The sequence below is a fragment of the Flavobacterium sp. FG19 genome (assembly GCF_057809475.1).
This window is the reverse complement of sequence record NZ_JBMDKA010000014.1, coordinates 140,102-153,124: the sequence shown is the minus strand read 5'-3', so window position 1 is coordinate 153,124 and position 13,023 is coordinate 140,102. Positions and strand designations below refer to the sequence as shown.

The 13,023-nt window shown below is 36.3% G+C and carries 14 protein-coding genes; 12 read left to right on the top strand and 2 right to left on the bottom strand.

All coding sequences use genetic code 11. The features are described 5' to 3' along the window. Window positions 1-53 precede the first annotated feature (53 nt). The 4 genes from ACODST_RS15430 (at window position 54) to ACODST_RS15415 (ending at window position 2,045) form a co-directional block, all read left to right on the top strand. On the top strand, window positions 54-290 hold the full coding sequence (locus tag ACODST_RS15430; RefSeq protein ID WP_263524557.1) for a hypothetical protein: 237 nt from the start codon (window positions 54-56) through the stop codon (window positions 288-290). After that, window positions 272-571, top strand: a complete 300-nt coding sequence (locus ACODST_RS15425) for a type II toxin-antitoxin system RelE/ParE family toxin (protein ID WP_488932994.1) — start codon at window positions 272-274, stop codon at window positions 569-571. The genes ACODST_RS15430 and ACODST_RS15425 overlap by 19 nt, the downstream gene beginning before the upstream one ends. Before the next feature lie 135 nt (window positions 572-706). Beyond that, window positions 707-1,468: a phosphatase PAP2 family protein gene (locus ACODST_RS15420; protein WP_488932993.1), complete on the top strand. Its 762-nt coding sequence runs from the start codon at window positions 707-709 to the stop codon at window positions 1,466-1,468. 55 nt (window positions 1,469-1,523) lie between these two features. After that, window positions 1,524-2,045 carry a 3'-5' exonuclease gene (locus tag ACODST_RS15415; protein WP_488932992.1) on the top strand — a complete coding sequence of 174 codons (522 nt, stop codon included), beginning with the start codon at window positions 1,524-1,526 and terminating at the stop codon, window positions 2,043-2,045. A 44-nt stretch (window positions 2,046-2,089) separates the two neighbouring features. Here ACODST_RS15415 and ACODST_RS15410 read toward each other — a convergent pair whose 3' ends face one another. Both ACODST_RS15410 and ACODST_RS15405 read right to left on the bottom strand, forming a co-directional pair. Further along, window positions 2,090-2,578 carry a hypothetical protein gene (locus ACODST_RS15410; RefSeq protein ID WP_488932991.1) on the bottom strand — a complete coding sequence of 163 codons (489 nt, stop codon included), beginning with the start codon at window positions 2,576-2,578 and terminating at the stop codon, window positions 2,090-2,092. Window positions 2,579-2,612: 34 nt separating this feature from the next. Then, window positions 2,613-3,386, bottom strand: a complete 774-nt coding sequence (locus tag ACODST_RS15405; RefSeq protein WP_488932990.1) for an XRE family transcriptional regulator — start codon at window positions 3,384-3,386, stop codon at window positions 2,613-2,615. A gap of 87 nt (window positions 3,387-3,473) precedes the next feature. Between ACODST_RS15405 and dinB the strand changes: the two genes are divergently transcribed. From dinB to ACODST_RS15365, 8 genes are all read left to right on the top strand, one after another. Further along, on the top strand, window positions 3,474-4,655 hold the full coding sequence (gene dinB / locus ACODST_RS15400; RefSeq protein ID WP_488932989.1) for a DNA polymerase IV: 1,182 nt from the start codon (window positions 3,474-3,476) through the stop codon (window positions 4,653-4,655). Continuing rightward, window positions 4,655-7,708, top strand: coding sequence for a DNA polymerase III subunit alpha (locus ACODST_RS15395; RefSeq protein WP_488932988.1), 3,054 nt, complete (start codon window positions 4,655-4,657; stop codon window positions 7,706-7,708). The genes dinB and ACODST_RS15395 overlap by 1 nt, the downstream gene beginning before the upstream one ends. A gap of 145 nt (window positions 7,709-7,853) precedes the next feature. Further along, the gene (locus ACODST_RS15390) at window positions 7,854-9,233 is read left to right on the top strand and encodes an exonuclease domain-containing protein (RefSeq protein WP_488932987.1); all 1,380 of its coding nucleotides are present in this window, start codon (window positions 7,854-7,856) and stop codon (window positions 9,231-9,233) included. Window positions 9,234-9,273: 40 nt separating this feature from the next. After that, a complete protein-coding gene (locus ACODST_RS15385) occupies window positions 9,274-9,900 on the top strand; it encodes an alpha-ketoglutarate-dependent dioxygenase AlkB family protein (protein WP_488932986.1) in 627 nt (208 codons plus the stop codon). 157 nt (window positions 9,901-10,057) lie between these two features. Further along, on the top strand, window positions 10,058-10,519 hold the full coding sequence (locus ACODST_RS15380; protein WP_488932985.1) for a DUF1810 domain-containing protein: 462 nt from the start codon (window positions 10,058-10,060) through the stop codon (window positions 10,517-10,519). A 134-nt stretch (window positions 10,520-10,653) separates the two neighbouring features. Continuing rightward, window positions 10,654-11,055 carry an MFS transporter gene (locus tag ACODST_RS15375; RefSeq protein ID WP_488932984.1) on the top strand — a complete coding sequence of 134 codons (402 nt, stop codon included), beginning with the start codon at window positions 10,654-10,656 and terminating at the stop codon, window positions 11,053-11,055. A 165-nt stretch (window positions 11,056-11,220) separates the two neighbouring features. Beyond that, entirely contained in the window at window positions 11,221-11,964 is a 744-nt protein-coding gene (locus ACODST_RS15370; RefSeq protein ID WP_488932983.1) for a hypothetical protein, read from the top strand. A gap of 16 nt (window positions 11,965-11,980) precedes the next feature. Continuing rightward, the gene (locus ACODST_RS15365) at window positions 11,981-13,012 is read left to right on the top strand and encodes an alpha/beta hydrolase (protein WP_488932982.1); all 1,032 of its coding nucleotides are present in this window, start codon (window positions 11,981-11,983) and stop codon (window positions 13,010-13,012) included. The last annotated feature ends 11 nt before the right edge of the window (window positions 13,013-13,023 follow it).

The following is a 13,023-nucleotide window of genomic DNA, read 5'->3' as shown; positions in this document are numbered from 1 at the left end:
TTAACAGTATTTTGAAAATAAATCTTTAATTTTGAGCATTAAAAGAATCTGATATGGATATGACAGCGCAAATAAAAGAAAATTTAATCTCCAGAATTAGAGATTCTAAAGACATGAACTTTTTAAAAGCACTTCAAACTATTTTTGATTCTTCTGAACAATCTTTATATGAATTAAATCTTGAACAGCAATCTTCTATCGAAACAAGCAGAAGTCAAATAAAAAATGGCGAGTTTCATAAAAATGAAGATGTAATTTCAGAGATGAGAGAATGGCTAAAAAAGAAATAATCTGGTCTGATCTTGCCAAACTTGAATTTTCCAATATTCTTGAATTCTATGTTCTTAGAAATGGAAATTCAGACTACAGTTTAAAAATTCTTGAAGAAGTTGAAGACTTATTGGAAACTCTTTCCAACAATGAATTTATAGGAAGGCTTACATCGAATAAAGTCACCCGTGTTATCCCTATGAAAATCTATTTGATTTTTTATGAAATTAATAATGATCAGATAGAAATATTGTCTTTTTGGGACAATCAGCAAAATCCAAAAAAAAGGAAAATAAAGTAAGGCTTTTATTTAGACAATCTTAATCCAATTACCCTATTTAAAACCAACAGATTAAAGTTCGCTTAAGGTTCAATTAAGACCAAAATACGGGCTTGGAACATTCGTTACTATTGCAAAATATAAACGACAAAAACAATGTTCCACAAAGCGGTTTCTCTGGTATTTCTATTCGGATTATTTTCTGCAAATGCACAACAAAACGATTCGATCACAAAAATTGACAGTACTTCACACCAACTAAAATTCAATTACAAACAATTGATTATTCCGTCGGTTTTAATTGGTTATGGCGTGATTGGTTTAGAAAGCGATCAGCTTTTGAGTTTTAATCACCAAATTAAGGCTGAAGTTACGGAAGACATCGACGAGAAAGTTACCATTGATGACTTCTCTCAGTACGCCCCTGCAGCATCTGTTTATGCATTGAATGCATTTGGCATAAAAGGCAAGAATAATATGCGGGACCGTTCGGTAATATTTGTGACTTCGTATGCAATTATGGCAACAACGGTTTTAGGATTAAAATCGATTTCACACGTAGAAAGGCCTGATGGAAGTTCAAACAACTCCTTTCCTTCCGGACATACTGCCACAGCTTTTGCCGGAGCCGAATTTTTATATCAGGAATATAAAGACAAATCTATTTGGTATGGAATTGCGGGTTATGCCGTTGCTACAGGAACGGGATTATTTAGAATTTACAACAACCGTCATTGGCTTACCGATGTCGCTGCCGGAGCCGGAATAGGAATTTTGAGTACCAAAATTGCGTATTGGATCAATCCGTATATCACTAAAAAGTTATTCAAGTCTTCATCAGAAGTTAAATCAACTTCTATGGTTGCGCCTTTTTACAACGGACAGCAGTATGGATTAAGTTTTGTAAAAGTTTTTTAGGTTAGTTCTTCATTTATAGCTTAAGTTTGTTGAAAACATTAAGCCATACATTAAAATGAGTTATATAGTTGTAGATATAGAATCAGACGGACCAATTCCCGGGGACTATTCCATGATCTCTTTTGGAGCTGTTCTTGTAAATGAAAAACTGGATAAAACATTTTACGGACAATTAAAGCCTATTTCTGATCAGTTTGATCCGGTAGCTTTGTCCATTTCAGGTTTTGACAGAGAAACCACTTTAGGTTTTGATGATCCAAAAGAAGTAATGCTCAATTTTGAAGAATGGATAAAAGAAAACTCAAAAGGAAGACCTATATTTATTAGTGATAATAATGGCTTTGACTGGATGTTTATCTGCTGGTATTTTCACCATTTTCTAAACAGAAATCCTTTTGGTTATTCCTCCCGAAGAATCGGTGATTTATATTGCGGTCTGGTAAATGATACTTTTGCCCAATGGAAACATCTTCGAAAAACCGTGCATACACATCACCCTGTTGATGATGCTATGGGAAATGCCGAAGTATTGTTATATCTGAAAAATGAGATGCAGTTAAAAATTGACTTGAAATAAATAAAAGAGATTGCTTTTAATACGAATATTTCGTGATTAACTACTTATTTCTTTTCAAAGTTATTCAACCCGATAGAATGTATCATATAAGGCCACATTTCGGTTCCTTTTGCTCCTTTAAATGTTCCCATATTTGAGGTTTTTTCATATTCTCCGTCTTCTTTTCTTTGAATATCCGAATCGTAACTCATAGAATATTTAGATCGGTTTTTTAGGAGCAAAACTACTTTCATATTCTTTTGCTTTTCATCTTCTGTTTTCCCATTTGTTGCTAAACAGAAATAAAAATCAATCGTATCATTTTCTCCATTTTCAGCAAACAATTTGTCATTTTCCCAAGTGTCAATAATTTCTGTAAATGGCTCAAACTTTATAATAGAGAAATTAAACTTAACAGAATCAATTGGAATCAATTTTATAGTAAATTTTGATCCTATCGGAAAAGCAAACCCATTTGCAGGTTCGCTAGGCAAATCCTGAGCTGATCCAATAAAAGCTGCAAATACAAGGAGAATAAATAAATATTGCTTCATAAAAATCTTGTTTATCTCAGCTAATATAAACTTTTTATGTATTCGAAGTATTATTTTTAATCTCTCGAACTTCACGTTTCAATTCTAAAAGCAAATCTTTCATTGCTCCGGTTTCCGTCGTTTCCTGTTTTTTATCCGAACGGCCGATATTACATTCGTACTCCCAAATCTCCAGAATATCAGAAGCTTTCACTTCATAATTCGGATAAAAACTATTGTCTGATTCTAAAACTAAAGAATTCTTTTTGTTTTTATTGAGACGTTTGTAAACCATTCCTTCACTTTTGGTAATCAGAATATAGGTTTTGCCGTCCATCACCTCTCCCAGTTTTTCTACATAACGGCCAATAATAATCGAACCATCTTCGTGCGGAGGCATTGAATCGCCTTCAACAGGAAATCCGCGATGTTTTCCAGGTCCTAAAAAAGGAAGTGTAATCTGCTGTAAACTTTCAATATATTCCGGATCAGCATATCCGTTTAGATAACCTGCTTTTGCTTTTTGAGATACAATTTCGATATAATTTTCTCCAAAACTATCTACCTGGATTGGTAAAATCAATCGGTTCCCTTCCAGTTTGATCAAATTTTGCACATCAATTTTGCGTATATCGACAGATAATATCAAGTCAATACTCATATGAAAATATAATGCAATCTTCTTTAAAATGTCATACGGTGCTTCCGAAGTTCCATCTTCGTATTTCACGTATCTTCCTCGGGTAATGCTCAGGTTTTCAGCTAATTTCTCCTGCGATATTTTATGCTTAACCCTTAATGCTCTGATGTTGTCTGAAAATAAGGACATAATTAATTTGTTACGATTTAGAACAGCAAATATACTAAAAATGTTATTATCTGTACTAATTTTGTTTCATACAAAAATCAAAGGAAAATGGCACGGGCAATTGTACATATGGATCTGGATACCTTTTTTGTATCCTGCGAAAGACGCACCAACTCAGAACTCAACGGAATTCCGCTTATTATTGGCGGAGGCGACCGGGGCGTTGTAGCATCTTGTTCGTATGAAGCCCGCAAATTTGGAGTTCGTTCTGCTATGCCGATTCGTATGGCATTAAGACTTTGCCCAGACGCAAAAGTGATGAAAGGTGACATGGAATTGTATTCTCAATTGTCTCATGATGTTACTGAAATTCTTCAGGAAAAAGCGCCTGTTTTAGAAAAAGCAAGTGTCGACGAATTTTACCTTGATATTACCGGAATGGATAAATTTCATGGCAGTTACAAATGGACAAATGAATTGGCTCAAAAAGTCATTAAAGAAACCGGACTGCCAATTAGTTTTTCTTTATCTATCAATAAAACAGTTTCTAAAATTGCAACCGGAGAAGGCAAACCTGTCGGGAATCTTCAAATTCCGGAACAAGAAGTTCAGGACTTTTTAAATCCGCTTTCGATTCAGAAAATACCGATGGTTGGGGCTGTAACTTTCCAGCTTTTATCCCGAATTGGCGTTCGTAAAATTCAGACTTTAGCCGAAATGCCTGCCGAAGTTTTACAGCAAATGATTGGCAAAAATGGTTTGGAACTTTGGAAAAAAGCGCACGGCATTGACCACACACCTGTTGAACCTTATACAGAAAGAAAATCAATTTCGACCGAAACTACTTTTTCCCAGGATACTATTGATCTTGCCAAACTGAGAAGAGTATTATTAGGAATGGTAGAAAAACTGGCTTTTCAGCTTCGTGCGGAACAATGGCTGACTTCGACTGTTACAGTCAAAATACGTTATGCCAATTTTGATACCGAAACCAAACAGTGCCGAGTGGCCTACACCTCAGCAGATCATGTGCTGACAAAAAATGTAATCGAGCTTTTTGAGAAAGTCTATCAGCGTCGTATGCGTTTGCGTTTGATTGGTGTTCGCTTTAGCGGATTGGTTCGCGGAACGTATCAAATTGATCTATTCGAAGATACTCAGGAAATGCTGTCACTTTATGAAGCGATGGATAAAATGAAAAGCCGTTATGGTTTTGATGCCGTAATGCGCTGTGCAGGAGCCCACATTAAACCCAATACGAAAGACGAAATTTTAAAAAGAAAAAAATAATGTATCTCAATTGTCATTCATACCATTCACTACGTTACGGTACGATTCCACTTAAGGAATTGATTGCCGAAGCTGTTACATGCGGTATAAAAACAATGGCATTGACGGATATAAACACGGTTACAGGAATTTACGATTTTATAAAAGCATGCCAGGAAAAAGAAATCAAACCTTTGGTTGGAATCGAATTTCGATGCAATCACGAATTCCGATATATTGGCTTGGCGAAAAATGCAGAAGGTTTAGCGGAAATGAACAGATTCTTAACAGAACATAATTTCAGCGGAGAAGCTTTGCCATTACGAGCTCCAAAATTCGAATCGGTTTTTGTGATTTATACTTTAGAAAATGCTCCTGAAACACTTTTGGGAAATGAATTTATCGGGGTTCGTCCTGAAGAAGTTTCAGGTCTTCTGACTTCAAAACATAAAAATAAAATCTCCAAAATGGTGATTTTACAGCCTGTAACTTTTAAAACTAAGGTTGAATACAATCTGCATAAAATTCTTAGGGCAATTGACACCAATATTATTCTATCGAAACTCACAGAAACGGATTACTGCAAAGTTTCGGATGTAATGAAACCTGTAGAATCTCTTTTGCCTTTTTATGAAAAATATCCTGAAATCATTTTAAATACACAACGTATCATTGACGATTGTAATTTTCAATATGATTTTTCGGCTAAAAAAAATAAAGAATTCTTTACCAAAAACCGGGAAGAAGATATCAAAATGCTAACAAATTTGGCTTGGGAAGGATTTGAAAAACGTTACGGGAACGAAAATATTGAGGCAAAAAAACGGGTAGAAAAAGAACTAAAGGTTGTTGATGAATTAAAATTCAGTGCTTATTTTTTAATTACCTGGGATATTATCCAATACAGCAACAGTCAGGGATTTATGCACATTGGTCGCGGAAGTGGTGCCAACAGTATCATTGCTTACTGTCTCGGAATTACCGATATCTGCCCGATCGAACTGGATTTGTATTTTGAACGTTTCTTAAACCTCAACCGAAAAACGCCTCCTGATTTTGATATTGACTGGAGCTGGCAGGAACGTAATGTAATTTTAGAATATATCTTCAAAAAATACGGTCGGGATCATGTTGCATTTTGCGGTACAAATGTGGAATTTAAATACCGGTCAATTTTTAGAGAAGTCGGAAAAGTTTTTGGTCTTCCGAAAGAAGAACTGGATATGCTCGCGAAAAATCCAATGGCTTTGCATGAAACCAATAAAATCGTGAAAATGGTTCAGCAATACGGAATGCTGCTTGAAAAATATCCAAACCAACGCAGCATGCATGCCTGCGGAATTTTGATTTCTGAAGAACCGATTACCAATTACACTCCTCTGGAAATGCCTCCAAAAGGCTTTCCGATCGTGCTTTTTGATATGCATATTGCCGAAGAAATTGGTTTTGACAAATTTGATATTCTAAGTCAGCGCGGCATTGGACATATTGATGACAGCGTAAAACTGATTGCTAAAAACCGGGGCATAAAAGTGAACATTCGCGATACTTCGATTTCTAAAGACGAAGCCGTTTGCAATTCTTATTTGGCCAAAGGAAATACAATTGGCTGTTTTTATATCGAAAGTCCCGCTATGCGTGGATTACTGCGTCGTCTAAATTGTGACAATTACAAAATTCTTGTCGCCGCGTCGTCTATCATTCGTCCCGGAGTAGCACAATCCGGAATGATGAAAGAGTATATTTTTCGCCATAATAACCCTACTCAGTTTGAATATTTTCATGAGGTTTTCAAAGAACATCTTGGCGAAACTTATGGCATTATGGTGTATCAGGAAGATGTAATTAAAATCGCCCAGCATTACGGCGGACTTCCTGCACCAGACGGAGATATCCTTCGTCGTGCCATGTCCGGAAAAGGACGATCACTGGAAGCTCTGCAAAAAGTAAAAGATAATTTCTTTGCGAGTTGTGCTCAAAAAGGTCATCCATTACCGTTGAGTCAGGAGATTTATCGTCAGATTGAATCTTTTGCAGGCTATTCTTTTTGTAAAGCACACTCGGCTTCTTATGCGGTTGAAAGTTATCAGAGTTTATATCTGAAAGTCAATTATCCTGTTGAATTTATGACGGCGGTAATTAACAATCAGGGCGGATTTTACAGAACTGAGGTTTATGTGCACGAAGCACGAATGTCTGGCGGAACGATTCATAATCCGTGTGTGAACAAAAGCGAATATCAGACTACTTTGTACGGAACTGATATTTACCTTGGTTTTATGCATATTCAAAGTCTGGAATCTAAAATCGCACATTTAATTGAAGAAAACCGAAACAAAAACGGCGATTATATTTCTTTAGAAGATTTTATCAACCGAATTCCAATTGGGATTGAAGGCGTTAAAACCCTGATTTTTATTGATGCTTTTCGCTTTACAGGAAAAACCAAAAATCAGCTTTTGGTAACGGCCAGTCTGTTATTGAATAATTTTAAGCCTGAAAACAGAGATTTAAAATTACTGCAGGAACCCGTTAAAGAATACAAGCTTCCAACATTGGAACGTTCTGTTTTTGAAGATGCCTTTGACGAAATAGAGCTTTTGAGCTTTCCCGTTTCCTGTACTGTTTTTGATCTTTTGCAAACGAAACATCGCGGAGATGTTATGGCGAAAGATTTGGTTCAATATCATAAAAAACAAGTCAGAATGCTGGCGTATCTGATTTCGAGAAAACACGTTCCGACAAAAAAAGGCTCCATGTATTTTGGAACCTGGATCGATCATGAAGGGACTTATTTTGACACCGCTCATTTTCCGGACAGTCTGGCGGAACATCCTTTTCAGGGCGGAGGCTGTTATTTGTTGTTAGGAAATGTCGAAGTCGATTATCATTTTCCGACGATTACGATCACCAAAATGGCCAAAATGCCTTTTATTCCGGATCCACGATATATGGATGCTAAAGATCAATACAGAACACAAAACCAAATTAAAGAAGATATAAGCCTTACACATAGAAAACCATATCCATCAGGACATGAAATTAATCTGCCGAGACACCGAATGAAGTTTTAGTTTTCAGTCTCAGTCTCAGTATTCAGAAATACTGAAAACTTAGGCTGAAAACTGAGACTGAATACTGAGACTGAATACTGAGACTGAATACTGAGACTGAATACTGAGACTGAAAACTTAAAAGAAGAACTTACGTTATATAAAGATGAAAAATACGGAATATGCTATAGTCGATATTGAGACCACAGGCGGGAATGCCAGTGGCAGCCGCATTACTGAAATTGCGATCATTATTCATGATGGTAAAAATGTGCTGGATCGTTACGAAACACTTGTAAATCCTCAACAGGACATTCCTCCTTCTATTTTTGGATTAACAGGCATTAATAACGAAATGGTAGCCAATGCACCAATCTTTGATGACATTTCAGAGAAAGTTCTCGAAATGCTTACAGATCGTATTTTTGTAGCACATAATGTCAACTTTGATTATTCATTTGTTCATCATCAATTGGAACAAGCTGGTTTTAAATGGTCGGCGAAAAAGCTTTGTACTGTTCGCGCTGCGCGAAAAATCAAGCCGGGATTAGGTTCTTATAGCTTAGGAAATCTTTGCAATTCGTTGAATATTTCTTTAGAAAACCGACACCGCGCCGGCGGAGATGCCGATGCTACTGCTCTATTATTTTCTCTTTTAATGGAATGGGATGATGCAGGTGAAATCGAAAAAATGATCAAAAAAACGGCGCAAGATCAACGTCTTCCTCCTAACCTTCCGCCAGATGATTTCAATAATTTACCTGACAAACCCGGTGTCTATTATTTTTATAATCAGGCAAAAAAAGTGATTTATGTTGGAAAGGCTATTAATTTAAAGAAACGTGTGGCTTCGCATTTTAGCGGCAATAATATCAATCCACAGAGACAGCATTTTTTAAGAGATATCCACGGAATCTCTTTTGAAGTCTGTGCGACCGAGTTAATGGCACTTCTTTTAGAATGCACCGAAATCAAAAAATTATGGCCGACTTATAACAGAGCCTTAAAACGTTTTGAATCTAAATTTGGCATTTACCAATACGAAGCCCGAAATGGTTATAAATATCTTGCTATTGGGAAAGTGAGCAAATTTCAGGTCTGTCTTCATGAATTTAGCAGTTTGTATGAAGGCACTAATATTCTTAGAAGTTTGGCTGAAAGATTTGAAATTGACCATCGTTTCTGTAAATATACAAGACCTGAAGAAGGAGAGTTTTTCCAGAATAACAATCCGCAAAGTCTGCCCGATGTTTTAATGCATAATACACAAGTTGATAATGCAATTGATTATTTGTTAAACAACAGACCTTCTTTTGCCATTATCGATAAAGGAAAATCAAAAGAAGAACGCAGTTGTGTCTGGATTGAAAACGGACATTTTTACGGTATGGGATATCTTCCCTCCGATGTTTCCATTCATGAACCATCTGACGTAAAAAATTATGTTACACCTTATAAAAGTAATCAATACATCGAACAGTTGATTTTTTCTTATGCAGAAAAACATCCACGAAAAGTATTCTTTAAAAAGCAGTTTTTAGACTAAGATTAAATTTGAGAAAAATAGAGCTGTAAAAATCAAAATTATGACACTATTTAGCGACACCGAATTATTTACTACCGGACAAGCTGGCAAAAAAATATTTGACCTGCCAGACTGTGAACTGATTTTAATCGAAAATTTCTTTAGCAAAGAAGAATCTGATACTTTTTATGAAAGAATACTTCGTAAAACCAAATGGCGAGAATATGAAATGGAAGTTTACGATAAGACTTACACTGTTCCCAGAATGATTGCCTGGTATGAAGATAAAGACAACGCAGGCGCAGATCCCAAAGGCCCGGACTGGACGTATGAATTATTAAAAATAAGAAGTCGTGTGGAGAAAGAAACCCAGCTTGATTTTAACAGTCTATTGTTAAATTTATACCGAAACGGGAAAGATGGCGTTGGCTGGCACAGCGACCGCGAAGACAATTCAGGCAAAGATCCAATCATAGCTTCTGTTACTTTTGGAGAAACGAGAATGTTCAAACTTCGTCATAAATTCAGAAAGGATATTCCGCTGGTTGAAATTCCGCTTCATCATGGTTCTTTTCTGCTAATGGCGGGCACTACGAATAGTTTTTGGCAGCATCATGTTCCCAAAACCGCTCGCAAAGTTTTACCCAGAATAAATTTAACTTTCAGGCAAACGCAACGTAATGCGTAAGTCATTAGGAACTAAAAACTAGCTGATTTATTAGCTAGATTCCAATGAGGAAAATTCTTTCGAAAAAAGTTAAAATACTGATTGTATGAACGTTTTATTAGGCTGAACCTTCCTTTTTTACTATTTTTGCAAACTTTTAAAAAACTATAATACCGTAATGGCTTATTCAAACAACGATTTAGCGCGCTTCTTAGATGCGCAGAACAAACTTTATCTTACTGCTCTTTCTGAAATCGGAAAAGGGAAAAAAGAGACGCATTGGATGTGGTTTATTTTTCCTCAAATTAAAGGTTTAGGAAAAAGTGATACTGCAAATCTTTATGCCATTAACGATTTAAAAGAAGCTTCAGATTATTTGGAACATCCTATTTTAGGGAAACATTTAATTGAAATTTCAGAATTGTTATTAACCTTTAAAATGAAATCGGCTGACGGAATTTTTGGTGACTTAGATGCCCGCAAATTACGTTCCTGCATGACTTTGTTTTCTTTAGTAGAAAATGCAAATCCAATCTTTCAGGAAGTTTTGGAAGCTTTTTTCTCGGGAGAATCAGATCCGCTCACCTTATCAATTATTAATTCAACTATAGAATCATCGCTTGAGCCTGCTGTTGTATAAATAACAGTCTCATTGATTTTAACATTCTAACACTGCCTTACCGCAGTGTTTTTTTGTTTTTAAAAGTAAGAGTCCAAATGTAAAACTTTATATTTGTATATACCTGATCTTCATCATCCTCAAAAAACAAAATCATGAATGAAAAAATCAAAACCTTACAAATTATCCATCTTGCCATTTGTGCCGGAACTTTGGCTGCTTACTTCTTTCTAATAGACTTTTCATTGAAAACACTAGAAATTCCAAACATAGATTCATCGTCAGCTATCTATGTACTAATACCCGTATTGGCCTATATCCTGAGCACCTTTTTATTTAGATCCCAGCTAAAACAAATCGACCCTAAATTGAAGTTAGAAGAAAAAATGCCCATTTATCAAGCCGCTTCTATTATGCGATGGGCAGTTTTAGAAGGTGCCGCATTTTTAATATTATTTCTAAAACCTGACTTTGTACTTTTTGGAATACTAGTCATCATTTATCTTATTTTTCTAAGACCTACAGAAGAAAAAATTAATACTGATTTGAATTTATAATATGCTGATTCTATCAGCGAAATTTCACTAAATAAAACTCAATTTACGATATATAACATCTTATTTAAAACCATAAAAGCTCTAAAACCCTTGTTTTTAGGGCTTTTTTTTATGTGGCATGTGCATTGTTTTTTTTAAAGCAATTAACATTAAACCACATACATCATGAAAAAATCAATCCTTATTTTACTAGTCATCTTTTTTAACCACACTATTTCAAAAGCCTGCGATAAATGCGGTACTTATAACAACAGTGACTTCAAGATAAAATCGGCCGCTATAACACATAAAGCCGATTTAGGCATTACCGTGTGGGATATTAAAGTAGAAGGAACGGCAGGCAATACAATGCCAAAGCCTGTCGGACAGTTAAACGGAGCTCCTGTTCTCGCCTATGTTTTTCCAACAACTTTAAAATCCTCTGATATTGGTTTCGGTCAGGTTGAAGGAATTGTCGCTTTGGGATTAACTTCCCATCCTGACTTTGAAGATACACCTTTGTGGGATGAAAACCTGGACGGAAATTATCTTAACGATGGTCTCATCTGGCATGCGCACTGGGTTCTTCTGGTAGAAGACAAACGTGTTGGCGGCGGACTTTCGGTTAAAGAATTTACAAAAGGGGATCCAAATGTCGTGCTTCCTCCTACAAATCCCGGAATGGCGATGTATATGGACAGCCCTGGTTTTAATATTATTACCAAGGGAAACTCTATAAAAGTGATTGTTCCGGATTTTCGAATTAACAATAAAACCAATTTTAAATTCGATGCCGTGACCTGTTATATGGAAGTTAGTACGGGGGCAGGAAGCTCGCATGAAGGCAGCGGAGCTAAACCAATGCTGGGGGTTTACAAGGTTTATAACGTTGCCAGCGGGAATCTTTCGCTCCCTTATTCTGTTAAATAACTAAAACTTTTTTACAATGAAAATTTTTAATATGCTATTAATTAGTCTGTTTATCACTTTAGCCAATACTACTATGAAAACTTATGCACAAATAGATTACGCATCAGATCCTCATCTGACTCCTGCCGTAAAAGCATTTTTAAAACCCTTAAATGGCGGCGGGGCTCCTCTTGAATCACTTCCTGTTACTGAGGCCCGAAATATTCTGGCAGGCGCTCAAAATGCTTTTAAAGTTGACTTATCCGGAATTGAAGAATCTGAAAAAGAAATTACTGCTGACGGATATAAAATCAAACTAAACATTGTTCGTCCAAAAGGAGCTAAAGGCAAGCTGCCGGTTTTTATGTTCATACATGGCGGCGGCTGGGTTTTGGGCGATTACCCAACACATAAACGTATGGTTCGTGACTTAAGCGTACTTACAGGTTACGCTGGTGTTTTTGTGAATTATTCCTTATCACCGGAACATAAATATCCACAACCTGTAAACGAAGTGTATGCGGCTGCAAAATGGATTGCAGCACACGGAGATGAAATTAATGTAGACGGCAGCAAACTGGGAATCGTGGGCAATAGTGCTGGTGGTAATCTTGCCACAGCAAGTGCTTTAATGGCCAAAGAAAAAGGAACATCATTATACAAAGTGCAAATTCTATTCTGGCCCGTAACAGATGCTGATTTTGAAACAGAATCGTACAAATTATATGGAAAACAACGTTTTTTAACCGATACACTAATGCAGTGGATGTGGGACCAATATGTAGACAAATCCAAAAGAAAAGAGATCTACGCTTCTCCTCTTCAGGCCAGTTTATCGCAGTTAAAAGGTCTTCCACCTACTTTGATTCAGGTAGCTGAAAATGATATTTTAAGGGACGAAGGCGAAGCTTATGGCCGAAAACTAAGCGATGCCGGTGTGGTAGTAACTACTGTTCGTTACAATGACGTCATTCATGATTTTGGTTTGTTAAATGGCCTGGCCGAAATCCCGCAGACTAAAGCATTGTTTTTACAGGCTGCAGCTGAATTGAAAAAGTATTTACAATAATTTTCTCTAAA

Excerpts from the sequence above, each read along its gene's own strand:
- ACODST_RS15415 (WP_488932992.1), top strand. The coding sequence starts at position 1,524 with ATGAGTTATATAGTTGTAGATATAGAATCAGACGGACCAATTCCCGGG.
- ACODST_RS15390 (WP_488932987.1), top strand. The coding sequence starts at position 7,854 with ATGAAAAATACGGAATATGCTATAGTCGATATTGAGACCACAGGCGGG.
- ACODST_RS15370 (WP_488932983.1), top strand. The coding sequence starts at position 11,221 with ATGAAAAAATCAATCCTTATTTTACTAGTCATCTTTTTTAACCACACT.
- ACODST_RS15380 (WP_488932985.1), top strand. The coding sequence starts at position 10,058 with ATGGCTTATTCAAACAACGATTTAGCGCGCTTCTTAGATGCGCAGAAC.
- ACODST_RS15425 (WP_488932994.1), top strand. The coding sequence starts at position 272 with ATGGCTAAAAAAGAAATAATCTGGTCTGATCTTGCCAAACTTGAATTT.
- ACODST_RS15385 (WP_488932986.1), top strand. The coding sequence starts at position 9,274 with ATGACACTATTTAGCGACACCGAATTATTTACTACCGGACAAGCTGGC.
- ACODST_RS15405 (WP_488932990.1), bottom strand. The coding sequence starts at position 3,386 with ATGTCCTTATTTTCAGACAACATCAGAGCATTAAGGGTTAAGCATAAA.
- dinB (WP_488932989.1), top strand. The coding sequence starts at position 3,474 with ATGGCACGGGCAATTGTACATATGGATCTGGATACCTTTTTTGTATCC.
- ACODST_RS15410 (WP_488932991.1), bottom strand. The coding sequence starts at position 2,578 with ATGAAGCAATATTTATTTATTCTCCTTGTATTTGCAGCTTTTATTGGA.
- ACODST_RS15430 (WP_263524557.1), top strand. The coding sequence starts at position 54 with ATGGATATGACAGCGCAAATAAAAGAAAATTTAATCTCCAGAATTAGA.
- ACODST_RS15395 (WP_488932988.1), top strand. The coding sequence starts at position 4,655 with ATGTATCTCAATTGTCATTCATACCATTCACTACGTTACGGTACGATT.
- ACODST_RS15420 (WP_488932993.1), top strand. The coding sequence starts at position 707 with ATGTTCCACAAAGCGGTTTCTCTGGTATTTCTATTCGGATTATTTTCT.
- ACODST_RS15365 (WP_488932982.1), top strand. The coding sequence starts at position 11,981 with ATGAAAATTTTTAATATGCTATTAATTAGTCTGTTTATCACTTTAGCC.
- ACODST_RS15375 (WP_488932984.1), top strand. The coding sequence starts at position 10,654 with ATGAATGAAAAAATCAAAACCTTACAAATTATCCATCTTGCCATTTGT.